The sequence below is a fragment of the Prosthecobacter sp. genome (genome assembly GCF_046154365.1).
GTDB lineage: Bacteria > Verrucomicrobiota > Verrucomicrobiia > Verrucomicrobiales > Verrucomicrobiaceae > Prosthecobacter.
On record NZ_JBJXFV010000067.1, the window covers coordinates 1 to 18,537 of the forward strand.

Genomic DNA, 18,537 nt, shown 5'->3' on the forward strand with positions numbered 1-18,537 from the left:
GGGCATCTCGATGGGGTCATTGTGCTGGAGGCGGAGAAGAAGCTCGTAGCTTCGATTGGCAATCGAAGTCAGGAAGCGGACGGGCTTCGAGTGCCACTCGAAGCTACGGCCAATCCGCTCCCCGCCGCGGACGACGACGCCACACCCGCCAATCTCAAAGGCCTGCGCAAAATCTACCGCGACGCCTTCGCCAAGCTCGACGCCACCCGCGCCGCCAATCTCAAAGCGCTGACCGACCCGCTCTCCCTCCGCCTCAAGCAGCTCGAAAGCACGCTGACGCAAAAGAACCGCGTGCCCGATGCGAAGACCGTGCGGGAGTATCGCGAGGGATTAGGTAGGGCGGCTGGTCCTCCAGCCGCCGCGACTGGCCCTGCGGCTGCAAACCCACCCAACCCGGCGCTTGCAGGAGCAAGCGCCCTACCCAGGAAGAAATTCCCGCCCGGCGACGATCGCAAGGCGGCGGAGTGGGTGCTGTCCGTCGGTGGCAGCGTCAGACTCGCGGGCGTCACCGCAAACATCACCGATGCCGCTGATCTCCCACGCGGTCGGTTTGAGGTCACGGGGGTCTATCTCGAATTCACCGCCACCAAACGACCGCTGGCTCCGGTGGACAACCTCCTGCCACTAGCCGGGCTGAAAGGACTCACGCGGCTGAATCTGATCACCCTGCCCATCACGGCGGAGCATCTGGAGATTTTGCCTTCGCTCCCTGTGCTGAGCGGAATCCAGATAGTCCAGACTGGTGTGAAGGACGAGATGTTCCGTCATCTCGCAGGCTCTTCTCTACAGTTTCTCGACATCGGTAATGAGCCTCAGATCACGGGCGAGGGCATTGAAGTCCTGGCAGCGGCCAAAAGCCTTCAAATTCTCACTTTGAATAACTTTCGACCGACAGAGGAGGGGTTGCGCCAGATTGGGAAATTAAAGACACTCATGAATTTGGTCTTGTCAGGAAGTGATAGCCGCCTCCGTGACGAACATCTCCCTTTGCTGGCGGGGCTCGACAATCTCCGTTCCCTGTCGGTGCGCCGCACAGCATTGACGGCTGATGGTCTTGCGATGCAGAAACAGTGGTCCAATCTTCCCATCTTGGGCTTTGACCTCACCCCCGGACAGTCTGGTACGGAGGCGGCGGTGCTGGCCGCAGCCTTTCCCAAGCTGGAATCCATTTCATTAGAAGGCGCACCCACATGGAACTACACTGCGGATGATTTGAGGGCCTTGAAAAACTTCCCGCGCCTCAAGATCATCTTGTTTGTCTCTTCCGCCCTCGCGGACGAGGCCATGACTGGTGTGCTTGATCTGGAGAAGCTGGAAGGTATGCACTTCCGTGACTGCCAGAAACTGACGGATGCCGCCCTGGAGACGCTCAGCGGCCACAAGAAGCTGAGTTTGGTCTCGCTGGACATTTTACCCAAGATCACCGACGCCAGCCTGACCAGCCTCACGAAGCTGCGCAGCCTCAAGACCCTGGAACTCAAGAGCTGCCCCAACCTCACCCCCGCCGCCATCGCCGCCTTCGAGAAAGCGCGCCCGGATGTGACGGTGGTGCGGTGAACCGTAGGCGCATTCGCCAGAATGCGGAAGGCGGGCGTCCCCCGGCTCTCGTAAGCTCTCCAAACCCCTCGTTCTGGCGAACGAGCCTACAACGCGCGATAGGCGCATTCGCCAGAATGCGGAAGACGGGCTTCCCCAGGCCCTCGAAAGCTCTCCAAACCCCTCGTTCTGGCGAACGAGCCTACGATGCGCGGTAGGCGCATTCGCCAGAATGCGGGAGGCGGGCGTCTCCTAGCCCTCGACGGCTCCCCAAGCCCTTCGTTATGGCGAACGAGCCTACGGAGCGCCATCGCGGCGTTCCAGCAGGAGCGCGGAGCAGGCGTGGAAACTGACCGGCGGGCCAGATCGGCTATGCTTCCCGTCATGAGCATCACGGCCACCGTCATGAATGACACGATCAAGCTGCCCGAGGATGTCCTCATCCTGCCGCAGACGAAGCAGCGCCAGAGGTTTGCTGAGCGCTACAAGGAATTCATCGGCTGCGTCAAGGACGCGCCGATGGATGCGGCGGACAATCATGACCACGACCTCTACGGCGCGCCGAAGAGCAAGCGATGCCCTCACCCGTGGCCGTCATTTCGAGCAGGCGGGGTTCAAGGCGGTCTTTGCAGTCTAAAACCCCTGCCACCTGAGTCTCTTGCAAAACCTCTTCCAAGCGCAGTCTGCATGTTTTTGCCTGCCCATCTTTTTGCCTTCAATACCTCCCGATCTCAAGCTTGGCGGAGGCTTGCGCCAGAATGGAAGGCAAAAACATGGGCAGGCGAAAATATCCTGCATCATGTCTGACTGATGTTTTGCAAGAGACTCACCTGGCTGGAATGAACCACCAGCGCGGTGCCGACAGCTCTGAGCCGTAACCATACAGAAGGTGAACCACAGAGGCACCGGATACCCAGAGGATTTAAGAAACACCTGGAAGTCACCTCATGGTGAAGTCGGTCAACAAGACTCTTCCCTCTGTGTCCCCGGTGTCTCTGTGGTTCCATTGCATGGATACGGCTGAGGCGAGATCAGGGTCCGATGAGGCAGGACATGAGCAACGAGGGAGCACTCCTCAAGACACCTGGGTAAATCGTGCCACCCCTCGCGCCTTAAGGCCGCGTGGGGGGCGAGGGCGCGGACGAGTTCGTACCAGTCCTGGCTTTCGGTATAGCCGGAGAGTTCAAGCTCGTGTAGCAGCGGGCGGATGATCTGCTGCTGTACCTGCAACGGTTTGTGATAGAGCACGGGCCAGAGGACCTCGAGATTCCGGCGAAAGTCGGTGACGGCACCACTCATCTGCAGGTGCCAAGCGTATGGGCAGAGCAGGATGTCTTGGAGCAGCTCAGCCTCCGTGGGATGCCCGCCGCTCAGTTCCTGCACACGGAGGAAGGCGCGGAGGTCTTTGGGTTCCAATCCATTCAGTTCAGGCTTACGGCGGCGGTGCAGCTTTCCTACCAAGGCATCACGGACCTGCGGCAGCATGATTTTGATGCCATGCCTTATCTCATGATGCGCACGGCCAAACCAGCTCTCGGTGGACCGAAACGCGCTGGGCGGGGTGATGAAAAGCGGTCGATCTGTTCGCCAATGGGTGTGTTCCAGTTGGGCGGTGCATCACTCCAGTTCATCGGAATACTAGGTCTAGTGGTTGTTACTGCCAGCGGAGCCGGCGACCTGCTTTTTGCTCGAGGCGGATGAGTTTCATGGCCTGATCTAGGAGGCGATTGCTGACTCCTGGATCCTGAATGAGTTCTTGGGCAAAACGCACCCACTTGGCACGTGTGCGCAGACGCTCGCTGCTGAGGATCCGGGCGACCACGAAGGCCTTGTGGTAGTCGTAGTTCGCCGGGCGTGCGAGATACAGCTCACGGATGCGCTCGCCACGCTCCACCGTGGGCGCAGCGATCTGCTCACGCGTGAGGCGTGGAAGTTCAGCAAGCTCGGCGGCGGTGATCCCAGGCATGGGGTGGATTGTGTGCCCATTCCGGCAAAAGTCGAGGATGAAGCCAGCGGCCGCAGCAGAGCGCCTGCCGCATGACTCCATGCTGCGCTATGGTGAAAAACCTTCGGCAATGTGAATAACTTCTTGCCAGTATCTCCACGGTCTGACACTCTCTAGCAATTACCGTGATTCATTCAAAAAATCACATTCTGGGATCGGTAGGCTTGGCACTTCCCATGCGCCAAAGAACAGCCGTCCCTGCCATTTCAAGGCAGTCAACCACCATAACCACTGAACCACCATGGACCGCGACGACCATCCTGCATCCGTAGCTCAAACCCTCATTTCTACCCGCACGTCTGATTCTGGTCCCTCTTCTGTGAATTCCACCGCTTCCACCCCCGCCCGCCGCCGCCGCCCCGCCACTCCTGTAGGCATCAAAACCTTCGTCCTCGACACCAACGTCCTGCTCCACGACCCGGCCTGCATTCACCGCTTTGCCGAGCATCACATTTGCATCCCGGTGGATGTGCTCAGCGAGCTGGACCGCTTCAAAAACGAGATGACCGAGCGCGGTGCGAATGCGCGCGAAGTGCATCGCGCCTTGATGAAGATCTTTGCCACCAAGGGTGCCTCTGTGACCACCGGTGTGCCCACCGATGGCGGCGGCAGCATCCGCGTCGTCGTTTATGACCCCGATGTGGCCTGCGAGGTGCCCAGCGTGCTGGAATTCCAGCGCATCTTCCCCGCCTTGGAGAAAGCCGACCACCGCATCCTCGCCTGCACGCTCTGGCTGCGCGAGCAGGTCTCGCCGCCGGTCATCCTCGTCAGCAAAGACCTCAACATGCAGCTCAAAGCGCGTGCCGTGGGCATCGAGTGTGAAGATTACCTGCACGACAAAGTGGAGCCGCGTGAAGTGGCGAACTTTGACATCGCCCGCGTTGAAGTCAGTCCGCATGAATTGCAGCGCTTCGCCAGCAGCGGCCGCCTCACGCTGCCGGAAAACCGCACCGCCGGCATGGTCGTGAATGATTACGGCCTGCTCTCCGCCGGTGACAAAGCCACCATGCCCGCGAAGCTCAGTGCGCAGGGCGAATTCGTCCGCCTGCATCACACACCTGAGTCGATCAAGGTCGGCCAGGGACGTGCCATCAAGCCGATGAATCTCGGCCAGGCCTGCTTCCTCGATGCCCTGCTTGATCCCGAGATCAGCCTCGTCACCTGCTACGGTCAGGCTGGCACTGGCAAGACGCTGCTCGCCGTCGCCGCCGCCTTGCAGCAGGTGTTTAACCGCACCTACCACGGCCTCACCGTCAGCCGTCCCATCGTCGCCATGGGCCAGACCGTGGGCTTCCTGCCCGGCTCCTTGCAGGAAAAGATGCGGCCATGGCTCCAGCCCGTGTATGACGCGCTCGATCTCCTCATGCGGCCGCTGGAAGGCACACAGCAAGGTCCGGCGCGCAAAAAGAACCGCTTCATGCCCGAGGCGCAGCAGCAGATCACCGCGCCCGCCGCGCCCTATGACCCGCTCATCCAGCAGGGCGTCATCGAAATCGAAGCGCTGTGCTACATTCGTGGCCGCAGCATTCCAGATCGCTTCTTTGTGCTCGATGAAGCCCAGCAGCTCACCCCGCTGGAGGCCAAAACCATCGTCACCCGCATGTCACGCGGCTCCAAGCTCGTCCTCGTCGGCGATCCGGCGCAGATCGACAACCCCTACGTGGACAGCCGCAGCAACGGCCTCGTGTACACCCGTCAGCGCATGCGCGGCCAGCCCTTTGCAGCGCACGTTCCGCTGGTGAAAGGCGAGCGCAGCCCGCTGGCCGAGGCTGGCGCACGCCTGCTGTGAACCGCGTTTGTTGTGGAAATTCACGTTCGCAAAAATCATCCGCGATTTTTTGAAACGGAATCGACATCCCCTCGTTTAACACGCCACGCGCAGACTTGGGCCACCCAAAAACCCGCGCTCATTCAAACCAAACCAAATCGACCAAACACACTATGAAAGCGATCACCACGATCCTCTCCATTCTCGCCCTCACCGCCACCCTTAACGCCGCTGAAGGCGATGCGCCGAAGAAACCCGCCGCTGAAGGTGGCAAGAAGAAGGCTCCTCCAAGTGCGGATGAAATGATCAAGAACCTCGACAAGGACGGCAACGGCACCCTCTCCAAAGAGGAGTTCCTGGCATCTCCTGGCGCCAAGAAGGACGCCGCCAAGGCTGAAGAGCGCTTCGGCAAGATGGACAAGAACAAAGACGGCAGCCTCTCCAAGGAAGAACTGACCCCGAAGCCGAAGAAAGACGCCAAGTAAGCGTCACTCTTTGACCTGAAGTCATCCACGCCGCACCCGCCCCGCGCGAGTGCGGCGTTTTTTGTGGCTGCGTTCGCCAGAACGCGGAAGAAGCACCCATCAACACAACGTACGTTGTTCATCTTGAAAACCTGGATTGATGCTCAGGCCATCAACTATCAACCATTCACTATCAACTCTGGTTTTCAGCTTCACGCCACATGCTCCTTCGCACCTTTGCCATCTGCCTGTTTCTCGCCGCCACCGCCTCAGCCGCGGTGGATTACACCACGCAGATCAAACCCCTGCTCCAGCAGCACTGCGTGAAATGCCACGGTGCCACCACGCAGAAGTCCCAGCTCAGGCTCGACACCGCCGCCGCAACACGCACCGGCGGCAAACGCGGTGCCGCATTGCCCGATCTCCTCATCCAGGTCATCTCCGGCACGCATGACGAGATCCCGCAGATGCCCTACAAGCGTGGCCCGCTCGACTCCTCCCAGATCGCCCTCGTCCGGCAATGGATCGCCGAAGGAGCCAAAGCTCCCGCTGATGAGCAGCCCAGCGACGACCGCCACTGGGCCTTCATTGCTCCTGTGAAAGCGCCGTTGCCACCCAACGGCCCCACTCATCCCATCGACGCCTTCATTCACGCCCGTCTCGCCAAAGCCGGCCTCAAGCCTTCACCACCCGCGTCCCCCGCAACACTCATCCGCCGCCTCCACCTCGATCTCACCGGCCTCCCGCCCACTCCCGCCGAAGTCGCCGCCTTCATCAAAAATCCAGCATCCAGCATCAAGGATCCAGCATCCAGCATCAAGAATCTAGCCGCCAGCCTCCTCGCCTCCAAGCACTACGGCGAGCGCTGGGCTCGCTGGTGGCTCGATCAGGCACGCTACGGCGACAGCAACGGCTACAGCATCGACGCCCCGCGCAGCATGTGGCCGTATCGAGATTATGTCGTCAACGCCTTGAACCGCGACATGCCCTTCGACCAGTTCACCATCGAACAAATCGCCGGTGACATGCTGCCCAAAGCCAGCCGCGACCAACTCATCGCCACCGGTTTCCATCGCAACACGCAGATCAATCAAGAAGGCGGCATCGACAAAGAACAGTTCCGCATAGAGAGCGTCTTCGATCGCGTCGCCACCACCGGCACCGTCTGGCTCGGCCTCGGCATCGGCTGCGCGCAGTGCCACGACCACAAGTTCGATCCCATCAGCCAGCGCGAGTACTACCAGTTCTTCGCCTTCCTCAACAACCAGGACGAGCCCACCCTGCCCGTCCCCAATCCCGGCCAGGATCTCGTCAAACTCAAGGCCGAGCATCAACTGTTGCTCAAACAGATCGACGCCCACATCAAAGAGCGCATGGCCGTGCTGCAAGAATGGGAAACCACTCTCGGCGAAAAATCAAAGAAGCTCCTTCCCGCCGATGCACTCAAATCCATCGCCAAGGCCGCCGCCAAACGCAGCGCCGCCGATCAGCGCATCCTCTTCAAAGCCATGACCGGCACGGCGGACTCCATCTTCAATCCGCTCTACGACCGCCACCTCGAACTCGACAACATCCTCACCAACGGCACCACCACCCTCGTGATGAAGGAACTGCCCAAGCCGCGCAAAACCACCCTCTTCATCAAAGGCGACTTCACCCGCCCGTCCGAGGAAGTGCAGCCCGGCGTGCTCAAGGTGATGCATGCACTGCCCGAAAACACCAAAAGCGACCGCCTAGCACTCGCCCAGTGGCTCATCGACCGCCGCAACCCGCTCACCGCCCGCGTCCTCGTCAACCGCGTCTGGCAGCAGTACTTCGGCCGCGGCATCGTCGAGACGGAAAACGACTTCGGCACCATGGGCCGCCTCCCCACGCATCCCGAACTGCTCGACTGGCTCGCCGTCGATTTCATGGAGCACGGCTGGAGCCTCAAGCACCTGCATCAGCTTATCGTCGGCAGTCAGACCTATCTTCAATCCAGTGCTCAGTTCTCAGTGCTCAGTGCTCAGACTGCTGCGACGCCGCGAAGCGAACACTTGGCACTGCTGCGAAGCCGCGAAGCGAACACTGAGCACTTGCTCCGCAACGCCCAAAGCACCGACCCCAACAACTACCTCCTCTGGCGTCAAAACCGCCTGCGCCTCGACGCCGAAGTCGTGCGCGATGTCTGTCTCGCCACCAGCGGCCTGCTCTCGCTCAAAATGGGTGGCGCACCGGTCTATCCGCCCATTCCTGAAGGCGTCATGTCCTTGGGGCAGGTCAAACGTGCCTGGCCCGTCAGCAAAGGCCAGGATCGCTACCGCCGTGGCCTCTACACCTTCATCTTCCGCGCCACCCCACCGCCATCCCTCAGCGTTTTCGATGCACCCGACGGTTTCAGCACCTGCACCCGCCGCATCCGCAGCAACACCCCGCTGCAAGCCCTCACCCTGCTCAACGACGCCGCCTACGTCGAGTTCGCCCAGGCCCTCGCTGCACGCTTGATCAAAGAAGCCCAAACCGACGACGCACGCATCACCCACGCCTTCCAGCTCTGCGTCTCCCGCCCTCCCAGTGACAGCGAACGCCAATCCATGACCCGTTTGCTTCACGCCGAACGCGATTCCAAAGCCACCGAAGCGCAATGCTGGCAGGCCCTCGCCCGCGTCATGCTCAATCTGGACGAAACCATCACGCGGGAGTGATTGGCGCTTGGAGGTTTTGAATCCAGCTATTTTGCTTCGCGTCTCGCCCACGCATCGGCCTCAATCAATTCCTCCAACGAGGGATGCGCGATGACTTGATGCGCAGTCATGACGCGTTCGACGGTCTGCCAGATGCCGGGGAATGCGATCTTGCCATTGAGGAAGGCCTCGACGGCGACTTCGTTGGCGGCGTTGAGCACGGCAGGCAAAGTGCCGCCGATGGTGCCGGCGTGGCGGGCGAGATTGAGCGCAGGAAAATCATCCACGCGAGGAGCCTCGAAGTGCAAGGCACCGACTTGAGCGAAGTTGAGCGGCTTGAGGTTGTTCGGGACACGGTCGGGCCAGGTGACGGCGTACTGAATGGGGAAGCACATGTCGCTGTGGCTGAGCTGGGCGATGACGCTGTTGTCGGCGAACTCGACCATGCTGTGGACGATGCTTTGCGGATGGACGACGACCTCGATCTTGTCCATCGGCACGTCGAAGAGCCACTTCGCCTCGATCATCTCCAGGCCTTTGTTGAAGAGCGTGGCGCTGTCGATGGTGATCTTGCGGCCCATGGTCCAGGTGGGATGCTTCAATGCCTGCGCGACAGTGACCTGCGGCAGTTGATCGGCAGGCAGCGTGCGGAACGGGCCGCCGCTGGCGGTGAGCAGGATGCGCTGCACGTCGCTGTGGCGATGGCCTTCGAGGCACTGGAAGATGGCGTTGTGCTCGCTGTCCACGGGCAGAATGTTCACTCCCTTGCGTTTCGCAGCCGCAGTGACGGCTTCGCCGGCCATGACGAGGATTTCCTTGCTGGCGACGGCGAGATGCTTGCCTTCCTCAATCGCCGCAAGCGCGGGTGCGAGTCCGGCGGTACCGACGATGGCGACGAGAACCATGTCGGCATCACTTTGCTTTACGAGATCGATGAGTCCCTGTGCTCCGGTGTGCAACACGACATCCGCAGGCAGCAGCGCACGCGCTTTGGCCGCAGCGGCGGGATCGGTGAGGGCGACGTGCTTCACGCCGGTCTCACGAACTTGTTCAACGAGTGCCTCGACACTGCTGTTCGCGGCCAAACCGACGATCTGCATGCGCTCCGGGATGTCGCGCGCGACTTTGAGGGCGCTGGTGCCGATGGAGCCGGTGGAGCCGAGGAGGAGAACTTTGCGCATCACAGAACGTGGGGTTGAGATCGTCCTCATCCTCCTACTCGAACTCGTCCTCGATCATTGCGGAATCGATGCAGTGATTAGCGATCGAGATGCCGCAAACTAGCCGCTGGGTGGCTCGAAGGGTTGGAAGATGGCGGAGTGGCAGAATCGAGGACGAGTAGGAGTAGGAGTAGGAGGACGATTAGGATTGGCTTAGCGGGCGATGGCCGAGAGGTAAAAATAGAACACCGGAGCGGTGAAGAGCAGGCTGTCGGTCAAATCGAGGATACCGCCGATGCCGGGGAGCGTGTGGCCGCTGTCCTTGATGGCGACGCAGCGTTTGAGCACAGACTCGGCCAAGTCGCCGGTGACGGCGGTGGCACAGAGCACCGGGGCGAGGATCATGCCGTGCATCCAGGTGATGGGAGCGATTTTTTCAGGCATGAGGGCCAGCAGGATGGCCGCAGCACCGAAGGAACCGATGAAAGCGCCGACGAAGCCCTCCCACGACTTCGCGGGACTGATATGCGGGATCATTTTGTGCTTCCCAAACAGCACGCCGACCACATAGGCCCCCATGTCGCTGAATTTCGTGACCATGACGAGAAACAGCACCAGAAAGATGCCGGTGATCCCCTTGCCGTCCGACTGGAAATACATCAGCCGGGCGATGAAGCCGAAGAAGATGACGGTGTAAACCACACCGAAGACGGTGTTGAAGATGCGCTGGAGTGTCACGGCACCTTCGAGCTGCAGGCGGTAGCAGAGCAGGAAGGAGCCATGCACACTGGCGGTCAGCGCGGCAAGATCGAGCCACATCGGTGGCACGTCATGCCGCGTGGTCGTGTACCAGATCACCGAACCCCAGTACACGATGCAGATGACAAAGCCGAGGGCGTTGAAGGAACGGGCATGCAGATCATTGCGCAGCAGCCGGTAATACTCCACGGCACCAGCGACGCCAAAGAAGCCGGTGATCGCAATGACGAGCCAAGTGTTCTGCCATTGCAGAAAAGCGACCGTGAGCAGCGACCACAGGAGCAGCGTGCTGAACAGGCGGGAGGCGAAAACGCGACGCCTGCTGGGCGGGGGCGGAACGGTGGGTTGGGACATGCGGCGGGTGGAGAAGCTCCGCCATTTAGAGCGTATCCCGCCCGCTTGAGCAATGCGATTTCGCGTTTGGCATTTGTTCATGCCCCGTAAATTTCAACCCTCCTAGGCTCCGACCGAGCCAGTGGCAATGTGGGTTTCCAGCATACGATGGATCTGAGCAACGTCTGGCTCCTCAGCGGCAACAGCGCGAATCGCGTGCGCATTTCGGCCTACTCACACGGCAAACTGACAGTGGGGCAGTGTTTTCGTTGGTCGGCGTGAAATTCGGCACGGTTTTGATTGTCACCCGCCTACTCGTGCGGGATGACCGTCCCGTGCTCCATCACAAATTTCAGCGGAATCTTCGGGTTGTTGATGTCCTTGCCGCCGGATTCATGCCACTTCCGCTCCCACGCACCGAGGTAAGGCTCAAGCTGCTCCGCTGACATGCGGTAAAGCGCCTGCAACTCGATCCCCTTATAGACCGCGAACACCCAGCGCACCTTGCGGTATTTGCCAATGATCGTTGGGTTTATGTGGTGGTGCGTGGAGAAATTGTTTTTTCTCAATCCGATGTTTACGGACTTGAGTTCATATTCGTTGCCGTCGTCATCCACGGCGTCGTTCCCTTGAAGGTTTTTGAGTGCTTTGAGACCAGTGAGAATCAGCACTTGAAGTATCTTCCCTCCGTTGCTCTGAAAGATGTCATCAATGCCATGCTTGGTGGCGAGTTCCTGAAGCTCGCGCATCGCAGGAAACAGACGGTTCAGCTTGGCCTTGTCCGCATGTGCCTTCATGACTTCTGGCCCTTGATGAGTTTTTCCAGCGGCACGTCCAGTGACAGCGCCAGACGCTCCATGTTGTCGATGGAGATGTTGCGCTCCCCGCGCTCGACCGATCCCACATAGGTTCGGTGCAGGCCGCACAAGTCCGCCAAATCCTCTTGCGAGAGGCCTTTCGCGAGCCTCTGCTCCTTCAGATTCACGGCGAATCGCTGGCGGGCATTCAGTTGTGGCATGGTGCTGCAATGAAAGCCGGGTTGATGCCTTTGAATCTACAGACTATAAGTGGCGCGATGTTGCTGACGAAGTCCAGCCCCCTTTACCAGACCAACCACGGTGCCGCCTACTGTGGTGACTCCTTGCAGCTTCTTACCGAGCTGGAGGATGGCAGCATCGACCTCGTCATGACCAGCCCGCCATTCGCTCTGCTGCGGGAGAAGGAATACGGGAACAAGCAGCAGCACGAGTATGTGAACTGGCTCGCTCAGTTTGGACGGCTGGTGAAGGATAAGCTCAAAGAGAACGGCAGCTTTGTCCTCGATCTCGGTGGCGCTTACGAAACCGGACAGCCCAGCCGCAGTCTGTATCCCTTCCGCGTGTTGATTGAGTTCTGCGACACTCTCGGCTTCCATCTCGCCGAGGATTTCTATTGGTACAACCCTTCCAAATTGCCCAGCCCCATCGAATGGGTGAACAAGCGCAAGCTGCGGGCGAAAGATGCCGTGAACACGCTCTGGTGGTTCAGCAAGACGCCGTGGCCGAAGGCCAATGTCTCGAAGGTGCTAGCCGAATACAGCGACCGAATGAAGAAGCTCATCGAAGACCCCGCCGCCTTTTACACGCCGAAAAAACGTCCATCAGGCCACGACATCGGTGCGAGCTTTGGCAAGGACAACGGGGGTGCGATTCCGTCCAACCTGCTGCAAATCCCGAATTCAGAGTCCAACGGCTGCTACCTGCGCGGCTGCAAAGCAGTCGAGGCCAAAGGCCACCCCGCCCGTTTCCCGGCGAAACTGCCGGAGTTCTTCATCCGTTTTCTCACCGATCCCGGCGATGTGGTGCTCGACATTTTCGCTGGTTCCAACACCACTGGCCAGGTCGCCGAGCGCGAAGGCCGCCGCTGGCTGGCCTTTGAAGAGCGTCTCGATTACCTCGCCGCCAGTTCCTTCCGCTTCTTCAGCGAGACGGCCACCGAGAATGACATGAAGCGGACATACGATTCCCTGCTCAAAGGCGAGACCGTGGACTTCCGCAAGGCTGCTTATGCATCAACGAGTACCAATGGACGGAAAGTGGTGGAGGCACCTGGATTCGTGTCAAAGCAGCGTCGTGCCGAAACTGTGGAGCAGGGGCTGCTATTGCTGCGTGAAAAAGCAGATTCACTCGAACCATTGCCTCCAAGGAAAGCAGTGAAGTATGAGAAACCGAAACGACGCAGAAAACGAGCCGGCACGACCTGATCAGAATCATCAAAAGCCGCCTTCAAAGAACGCTCTCAGCTCATGAAGCCCCTGCCCTTCCTGGCAGACCTCGTTGAGATTCGCGACCGCAGCGGGGATGTGCTGCAAGTAATGCGGCTTGCCGAGGTTGCGGCTGAGATTGGCATACGCACCGAGGGCCTGCATCAGACGCTGGGCGGCGCAGAGGTAGAAGACTTCGCGCACGTCGTTCAAACCCAGGCCGCGATGCGTGGCATAGTAGCTGAGCAGCTCGAACCGCTCGGTGCGCGTGAGATTCACATACGGATCGTAAAGCAGGGAGGCGAGATCGTATTCGGCGCGGCCGAGGCGCAGCCCCTGGTAATCGACCAGCCAGGCGTCTTCGCCCCGGATGAGCACGTTCTGGCTTTGGAAATCGCGATGGACGAGGCAGCGCGGCAGTTTGGCGAGGCGGCGGCGAAGCTGTTTGAGCGTTTCGTGGGCGGCGGCGTATTCGGAATCAGGGAAATCGCGTCCCAGATAGCCGCGCACGAAATGATCGAGGAAGTAGTTCTGCTCCCATTCGTAAAGCGCTTCGTCGAAAGCGGGCTCCAGTTCATCGAGATCGGCCTGCGTGAGCGACTTCTCGCCGACACCGTGAAATTTCGCCGCCTCGCGCAAGGTCGCTTCGTAAAGCGGGAAACGCCGACTCCAGGGCTGGTCGTTGAAGGAATGCAGGTCGATCCGGCCCAGATCTTCCAGCCACACGCACAGCCGTTGCTCATCAAAGGCGAACACCTGCGGCACATGCGCACCGATTTTCGCCAGACGACGTGTGGCAGGCACGAACTTCGGATTGTCGCGTCGTGCCAGCGTGTAAACCATCAGGACCATCGGTGGGCGGCCATCCTGCCAGTTGAGGCGGTAGAAATGACGGTCGGAGGCCCCTTTGAGGATCACTTCGACTTCGCAGGCAGCATCCTTCAGTTCAGGAAACTGTTCGTGCGTGAAGAAAAGCAGGGCCTCGTGTTCGGGGAGCATGGAGGCGTGAAATTAAGCAGTGTGCGCGACAGCCTGCCTTAGAAATCTGCATCTTCACGCAATCCCGTCGCCGTGATGCCGCTGCGGACGATGCAACGCTTCAGCACCGAACCCGATGCGACACGACCGCCGGGCCAGACAATGGTGTCTTCCAACTGCGCCCCCGTTTCGATCACGGCACCAGCGCCGACGACATTGATGCCGCGCAACACGGCTCCATCTTCGATCTGCGCCGCCGGATCAATCGCCGGGCCATACCTGCCGTTCAACGCCGAGTGCGCGGACAGGTAAGCCGTGCGGCTGCCCAAATCCCACCAACTGCCCTCATCGATCACGACGGCACCGATCTTGGCCCCCTCACGAATCATGTTGAGGAAGATCGGGATGACGGACTCGACCTTGCCGGGCGTGATCCAGTCATGAATGGCCGGATCGCAGGCGTAGATGCCGGTGAAAAGATATTTCCCTTCATCACCAGTGCCAAGTTTGTTGCGAATGTCGGTCACGCGGCCACGGCGTGGGTCAAACGCGATGTGCAGGGACGGTCCATGGCTGCGCAGCACCAGCGTGACGAGATTGCCGTTCTCACGGTGCTCCATGAGCAGCGGTTTGAGCGGCAGGTCGGTCAAGATGTCGCCGTTATAGACGAGGAACGGCTCGTTTCCGAGCAGGTCGCGCACGTTGGCGATGCCGCCGGCGGTTTCGAGGCGCACGGGGCTTTCATTGCGAAATTGAATCGGTGTTCCTTGGTGAATTTGATCTGGAAATGCCTGCGCATAGGCCTCAGGCAGATGATGCGTGTTCACCACGAAACGCGAGACGCCCGCCGCACGCAGATGATCGAAGGCGTAGGTGATCAGCGGCCGGTGAAACACGGGCACGAGCGGTTTCGGAAGCTGTTCCGTCAACGGTTTGAGCCTCTCGCCAATGCCTGCGCCTAACACGAATGCCTGTTTCACGCGCGGCATTTACGCGGACGCGATGGCGGTGCAAATGGAAGTTACCACAGAGACTCAAGCCGCGCGTTTCTTCCGCAGCCAAGTGACGAGAACCACGATCCCGACCACCGAGACGATGGCTGGCAGTGCATAGCCGCCGCCAGCCCCCATTCCGCACATCGGGCAGTCCATCAAGGACAGCGGTGGCACCTCCGGTGCCGTGACCGGCGGCGGAGCCTTGGTGCGCGGCGTGAAGGTCTGCAAATCCAGCACGTAGCTGGTTTCACCCGGAAAGAGGATTTGATAGCGCTCCACCTTCTTGCCGAGGGCGGTGTTGTGATAAAGGAGGCTCAGTGTCCCCGTCGGCAGCGCCTTGATGGAGTAACCCGTCGTGCCATCGGGAATCTTGCCCTTCCAGGTGCCGGTGAGCATGACCGGGTCCTCCGGCTGCTTCAGCGGCACATTTTCCATGGTGGTGAAATCCCACGTGAAATCAGGCTTCACCTCCACCACGGGATCGAGCACGACCTCAAGTACGCGTTGGATGTATTCCCGCGCCTTCGCCTTCAGCTTGTCTTGCTGCTCCGGGGCCGTGACGCCCAGGTCGGCGTTCGTGAGGTAAGGAGCCACATTCGGGTCCGGCTCGAAGCTGCGCGGGTCGATCTCCACCTGGAGCATCCAGTCCCCGTTTTGCTCAAAATTCGCCCGCACCGCCACGTCCGGCAACGGGTGGGCAAAGCCGGAGGCCGCCAGCAGCAAAAACAGGCCGAGATGGAGGAAAAGCGCGTTGGGTTTCATCGCTGGAGCGTGGCACAGGCCGGGGGGCTGTGACGAGCTTTTTTCAAATACCCCACATTTTTTGATTGGCAGGACTCCCCGGTCTCGTTTTGAATGCACGCAAATCCGCCCGGTCACTTCCCTGACGGAAAGCTAACCACACCAAACCAACATGAAATCCATCCTCACCACCCTCGCCGTTCTTGGCCTCTCTGTCTCCGCCTTCGCAGGCTGCGGCAAAACCGAAACCACCAGCGGCAAGCTCAAGTCCGTTGACGCTGACTCCAAGTCCATCGTCATCGAGTCCGGCGGCAAAGACGTCAAGCTCACCCTGACCGCCGCCGTCTCCGGCGCTGACAAGCTCGTCGGCAAGAAAGTCACCGCCGTCAGCTCCCACAAGAAAGTGGAGTCCCTCAAGGAAGGCTGATCCATTCTGCGGTGATTGATATTCACCCACGAAGCCCGGAGGCAGCCCTCCGGGCTTTTTCATATCTCCACCCGTATCATTTCCAGCTCACCCACACCAAACACCATCATGAAAGCACTCATCACCCTCGCCCTCATCGCCACCAGCCTCACGCTGAGCAGTTGCAAAACCTGCCCGTTTGCCAAGAAACAAGCCTCCTGCTGCGCTCCGGCCCAGGCTTGCTGCGACGCCAAACCTGCTGCCGGCAAGACTGCCCACAAGCATTGATCTCCTCTCGGACAAGATTGAAGCCACGAAAGCCCGGAGCATGTCTCCGGGCTTTTTCATGCCCGCATTGCGCCGATTCTGCCGCTGGCTGCGCCTCCCTTGGCGTCCTTTCTTTAAACATGCACGCCGCGTGCAAGTTTAACTCCATGCCCTCGTAAACCGGGCATGAAACTCAGCCTCTTCACCGATTACTCCCTGCGCGTGCTCATGTTTGCCGCGCTGAAGGGCGAATCGTTTTCGCTCAGCGAAGTCGCCGAGGCCTACGGCATCTCGCGGCACCATCTCGTGAAGGTGGTGAACTACCTCGCCAAGCTCGGCTACCTCGAAACCCGCCGTGGCCGCGGTGGCGGCATCTCCCTCGCCATGCAGCCGGAGGACATCCGCATCGGCATGGTGGTGCGCCGCACCGAGGACACGCCCTTCATCGTCGAGTGCTTCGACCAGCAGCACAACACCTGCCCCATCAACGGCTCCTGCCGTCTCAAAAGCGCCCTCGTCCAGGCGGTGAACGCCTTTTACGACACGCTCGACCACCACACGCTGCGCGACCTCGTGGCCGGCAGCGAAGGCGTCCGCATGAACCGCATTCTGATCTCTGCGTGAGTCACTGACGAATTTCCAGCTATGAACGCTCCTTGGTCCAACTCCACGACCCGACACCCGTCCGCATCTCGTTCGGGCTTCGTCATTCATTCGTCATTCGTCATTCTGATTTCGTCATTCCTCCTGCCACACCCTCTTCAAGCCGAGGATGAATACGAAAACGCTCCCATCCGCTACTCCGACACCGCGCCCAACGACGCCACGCAGCGTCTCGAACGCCTAATGGCCGCCGGGAAAGTGAAAATCGACCGCACAGATGCCTGGAGCATCTTGCGCGATGTGATGAAGCAGTTCGACATCCCACAGGAATCGCAGGTCATGGTCTTCTCGAAGACCAGCAAACAGAACGACCGCATCACCCCGCAGACACCACGCGTCGTTTACTTCGGCGACAACGCCTACGTCGGCTACTGCCTCGGCGGCAGCATCGAAGTCTCCACCATCGACCCGAAGCTCGGCCCCATCTTCTACCTGCTCGATCCCTACGAGGAGCCGCAGCAGCCGCTGCACTTCCAGCGCGACAACAGTTGCCTGAGCTGCCACGGCGGCCCCTTCACCCCCGAAGTGCCCGGTGTCATCGTGCGCTCCGTGTTTCCCGGCCCCGCAGGCCATCCCATCATGAGCCAGGGCAGCACCGTCGTCGATACCACCACACCGTTCAGCGACCGCTGGGGCGGCTGGTACGTCACCGGCAGGCACGGCAGCGTCCTGCATCGCGGCAACGTCACCGCCACTGAGAAGAATGACCAGACCATCGACATCGACTTCAAAGCCGGTGCCAACATCACCAACCTCGCCCAATTCTTCGACACCACGCCCTACCCGCGCAAGCAGAGCGACATCATCGCCCTCATGGTCCTGGAGCATCAGACCAGCGTGCAAAACATCCTCACCAAGGCGAATCACACCTCCCTGCGTGCCATGCACATGCAGACCAGCCTCCAGCGCGAGCTTGGCGAAAAAATCGAAAGCGAACCCACCGGCACCGCCCGCCGCATCATCGACCACTGCGCCGAAGACGTCGTCGAAGCCCTGCTCTTCAAAGACGAGGCCGAACTTCCCGAAGGCGGCATCGAAGGCGATCCCGCCTTCCAGACCACCTTCACCCAACGCGCCCCGCAAAGCAGCGATGGCCGCAGCCTGAAGGACTTCCAGCTCCTCAACCGCCTCTTCAAGCACCGCTGCAGCTACATGGTTTACTCCCTCACCTTCCGGCACCTCACCGCCCCGCTGAAGCAAACCGTCCTCAACCGCCTCTGGACCGTCCTCGCAGGCAAAGACACCACCAGCAGCTACACCTACCTCACCGAAACCGAACGCACCCACATCCGCCGCATCCTCGCGGAGACATTGCCCGGAGCGCCCGCAGAGTGGAAGAAGACGCTGGCGGCGAAGTGAATGGCCTGCCGGGAGAAAGCTCCACGCTTCATCATTAACATGTGCCAATGCAAAAACGGCTCAGATGCTTAATTCTGCTTTGTTAGGAGGTTGAAGCCTTCGCCGGAGCAACTTTTTCCCGTTTGCGTTGGCGTTTGAGGGCGTTGGCTGCCGCACGACGACGTTTCTCGTGGCGACGCTCGATGCGCTCGATCAGCG

The 18,537-nt window shown here is 60.2% G+C and carries 16 protein-coding genes and 2 pseudogenes; 10 read left to right on the plus strand and 8 right to left on the minus strand.

What is annotated here, in order from left to right; all coding sequences use genetic code 11:
* Together ACKVY0_RS08715 and ACKVY0_RS08720 are read left to right on the plus strand one after the other, a co-directional pair.
* Window positions 1–1,557, plus strand: a pseudogene (locus ACKVY0_RS08715) (hypothetical protein); the annotation flags it as partial.
* Between the two features lie 363 nt (window positions 1,558–1,920).
* Entirely contained in the window at window positions 1,921–2,343 is a 423-nt protein-coding gene (locus ACKVY0_RS08720; protein WP_409214420.1) for a hypothetical protein, read from the plus strand.
* A gap of 847 nt (window positions 2,344–3,190) precedes the next feature.
* Here the strand turns inward: ACKVY0_RS08720 and ACKVY0_RS08725 are convergent.
* Window positions 3,191–3,502 carry a hypothetical protein gene (locus tag ACKVY0_RS08725; RefSeq protein ID WP_409214421.1) on the minus strand — a complete coding sequence of 104 codons (312 nt, stop codon included), beginning with the start codon at window positions 3,500–3,502 and terminating at the stop codon, window positions 3,191–3,193.
* Window positions 3,503–3,860: 358 nt separating this feature from the next.
* Between ACKVY0_RS08725 and ACKVY0_RS08730 the strand changes: the two genes are divergently transcribed.
* The 3 genes from ACKVY0_RS08730 (at window position 3,861) to ACKVY0_RS08740 (ending at window position 8,457) form a co-directional block, all read left to right on the plus strand.
* Window positions 3,861–5,330 (plus strand): PhoH family protein, encoded by a 1,470-nt coding sequence (locus ACKVY0_RS08730; RefSeq protein WP_409214422.1) that lies wholly within the window; start codon window positions 3,861–3,863, stop codon window positions 5,328–5,330.
* 152 nt (window positions 5,331–5,482) lie between these two features.
* Window positions 5,483–5,794: a hypothetical protein gene (locus ACKVY0_RS08735; protein ID WP_409214423.1), complete on the plus strand. Its 312-nt coding sequence runs from the start codon at window positions 5,483–5,485 to the stop codon at window positions 5,792–5,794.
* A gap of 200 nt (window positions 5,795–5,994) precedes the next feature.
* The gene (locus ACKVY0_RS08740) at window positions 5,995–8,457 is read left to right on the plus strand and encodes a DUF1553 domain-containing protein (RefSeq protein WP_409214424.1); all 2,463 of its coding nucleotides are present in this window, start codon (window positions 5,995–5,997) and stop codon (window positions 8,455–8,457) included.
* Window positions 8,458–8,483: 26 nt separating this feature from the next.
* On the opposite strand, the gene ACKVY0_RS08745 is transcribed toward ACKVY0_RS08740, so the two are convergent.
* The 4 genes from ACKVY0_RS08745 to ACKVY0_RS08760 form a co-directional block, all read right to left on the minus strand.
* Window positions 8,484–9,617, minus strand: a complete 1,134-nt coding sequence (locus ACKVY0_RS08745; RefSeq protein ID WP_409214425.1) for a 1-deoxy-D-xylulose-5-phosphate reductoisomerase — start codon at window positions 9,615–9,617, stop codon at window positions 8,484–8,486.
* Window positions 9,618–9,809: 192 nt separating this feature from the next.
* A complete protein-coding gene (locus ACKVY0_RS08750; protein WP_409214426.1) occupies window positions 9,810–10,709 on the minus strand; it encodes a phosphatidate cytidylyltransferase in 900 nt (299 codons plus the stop codon).
* A 290-nt stretch (window positions 10,710–10,999) separates the two neighbouring features.
* Window positions 11,000–11,485 (minus strand): restriction endonuclease, encoded by a 486-nt coding sequence (locus ACKVY0_RS08755; protein WP_409214427.1) that lies wholly within the window; start codon window positions 11,483–11,485, stop codon window positions 11,000–11,002.
* Window positions 11,482–11,706 carry a helix-turn-helix domain-containing protein gene (locus ACKVY0_RS08760; protein WP_409214428.1) on the minus strand — a complete coding sequence of 75 codons (225 nt, stop codon included), beginning with the start codon at window positions 11,704–11,706 and terminating at the stop codon, window positions 11,482–11,484. The genes ACKVY0_RS08755 and ACKVY0_RS08760 overlap by 4 nt, the downstream gene beginning before the upstream one ends.
* Window positions 11,707–11,763: 57 nt before the next feature.
* On the opposite strand from ACKVY0_RS08760, the pseudogene ACKVY0_RS08765 reads away from it, so the two are divergent.
* Window positions 11,764–12,717, plus strand: a pseudogene (locus ACKVY0_RS08765) (DNA-methyltransferase); the annotation flags it as partial.
* 222 nt (window positions 12,718–12,939) lie between these two features.
* Here ACKVY0_RS08765 and ACKVY0_RS08770 read toward each other — a convergent pair.
* From ACKVY0_RS08770 to ACKVY0_RS08780, 3 genes are read right to left on the minus strand one after another with little or no spacing between them, the layout of a single operon-like run.
* Window positions 12,940–13,929, minus strand: coding sequence for an aminoglycoside phosphotransferase family protein (locus ACKVY0_RS08770; RefSeq protein ID WP_409214429.1), 990 nt, complete (start codon window positions 13,927–13,929; stop codon window positions 12,940–12,942).
* Window positions 13,930–13,967: 38 nt separating this feature from the next.
* Complete coding sequence (locus ACKVY0_RS08775; RefSeq protein WP_409214430.1) at window positions 13,968–14,888, minus strand: sugar phosphate nucleotidyltransferase; 921 nt, start codon at window positions 14,886–14,888, stop codon at window positions 13,968–13,970.
* Between the two features lie 54 nt (window positions 14,889–14,942).
* Window positions 14,943–15,665 (minus strand): hypothetical protein, encoded by a 723-nt coding sequence (locus ACKVY0_RS08780; RefSeq protein ID WP_409214431.1) that lies wholly within the window; start codon window positions 15,663–15,665, stop codon window positions 14,943–14,945.
* Window positions 15,666–15,816: 151 nt separating this feature from the next.
* Here ACKVY0_RS08780 and ACKVY0_RS08785 point away from each other — a divergent pair, with 151 nt between their 5' ends.
* The 4 genes from ACKVY0_RS08785 to ACKVY0_RS08800 all read left to right on the plus strand — a co-directional run bounded on the left by ACKVY0_RS08785 (window position 15,817) and on the right by ACKVY0_RS08800 (window position 18,339).
* Window positions 15,817–16,071, plus strand: a complete 255-nt coding sequence (locus ACKVY0_RS08785; RefSeq protein ID WP_409214432.1) for a hypothetical protein — start codon at window positions 15,817–15,819, stop codon at window positions 16,069–16,071.
* Between the two features lie 108 nt (window positions 16,072–16,179).
* On the plus strand, window positions 16,180–16,338 hold the full coding sequence (locus ACKVY0_RS08790) for a hypothetical protein (RefSeq protein ID WP_409214433.1): 159 nt from the start codon (window positions 16,180–16,182) through the stop codon (window positions 16,336–16,338).
* Between the two features lie 165 nt (window positions 16,339–16,503).
* On the plus strand, window positions 16,504–16,941 hold the full coding sequence (locus ACKVY0_RS08795; RefSeq protein ID WP_409214434.1) for an Rrf2 family transcriptional regulator: 438 nt from the start codon (window positions 16,504–16,506) through the stop codon (window positions 16,939–16,941).
* Between the two features lie 21 nt (window positions 16,942–16,962).
* Window positions 16,963–18,339, plus strand: coding sequence for a hypothetical protein (locus tag ACKVY0_RS08800; protein ID WP_409214435.1), 1,377 nt, complete (start codon window positions 16,963–16,965; stop codon window positions 18,337–18,339).
* Window positions 18,340–18,537 lie beyond the last annotated feature (198 nt).

Coding starts and splice junctions, on each gene's coding strand:
- ACKVY0_RS08750 (WP_409214426.1), bottom strand. CDS start 10,709: ATGTCCCAACCCACCGTTCCGCCCCCGCCCAGCAGGCGTCGCGTTTTC.
- ACKVY0_RS08745 (WP_409214425.1), bottom strand. CDS start 9,617: ATGCGCAAAGTTCTCCTCCTCGGCTCCACCGGCTCCATCGGCACCAGC.
- ACKVY0_RS08785 (WP_409214432.1), top strand. CDS start 15,817: ATGAAATCCATCCTCACCACCCTCGCCGTTCTTGGCCTCTCTGTCTCC.
- ACKVY0_RS08800 (WP_409214435.1), top strand. CDS start 16,963: ATGAACGCTCCTTGGTCCAACTCCACGACCCGACACCCGTCCGCATCT.
- ACKVY0_RS08795 (WP_409214434.1), top strand. CDS start 16,504: ATGAAACTCAGCCTCTTCACCGATTACTCCCTGCGCGTGCTCATGTTT.
- ACKVY0_RS08720 (WP_409214420.1), top strand. CDS start 1,921: ATGAGCATCACGGCCACCGTCATGAATGACACGATCAAGCTGCCCGAG.
- ACKVY0_RS08770 (WP_409214429.1), bottom strand. CDS start 13,929: ATGCTCCCCGAACACGAGGCCCTGCTTTTCTTCACGCACGAACAGTTT.
- ACKVY0_RS08740 (WP_409214424.1), top strand. CDS start 5,995: ATGCTCCTTCGCACCTTTGCCATCTGCCTGTTTCTCGCCGCCACCGCC.
- ACKVY0_RS08725 (WP_409214421.1), bottom strand. CDS start 3,502: ATGCCTGGGATCACCGCCGCCGAGCTTGCTGAACTTCCACGCCTCACG.
- ACKVY0_RS08735 (WP_409214423.1), top strand. CDS start 5,483: ATGAAAGCGATCACCACGATCCTCTCCATTCTCGCCCTCACCGCCACC.
- ACKVY0_RS08780 (WP_409214431.1), bottom strand. CDS start 15,665: ATGAAACCCAACGCGCTTTTCCTCCATCTCGGCCTGTTTTTGCTGCTG.
- ACKVY0_RS08760 (WP_409214428.1), bottom strand. CDS start 11,706: ATGCCACAACTGAATGCCCGCCAGCGATTCGCCGTGAATCTGAAGGAG.
- ACKVY0_RS08755 (WP_409214427.1), bottom strand. CDS start 11,485: ATGAAGGCACATGCGGACAAGGCCAAGCTGAACCGTCTGTTTCCTGCG.
- ACKVY0_RS08790 (WP_409214433.1), top strand. CDS start 16,180: ATGAAAGCACTCATCACCCTCGCCCTCATCGCCACCAGCCTCACGCTG.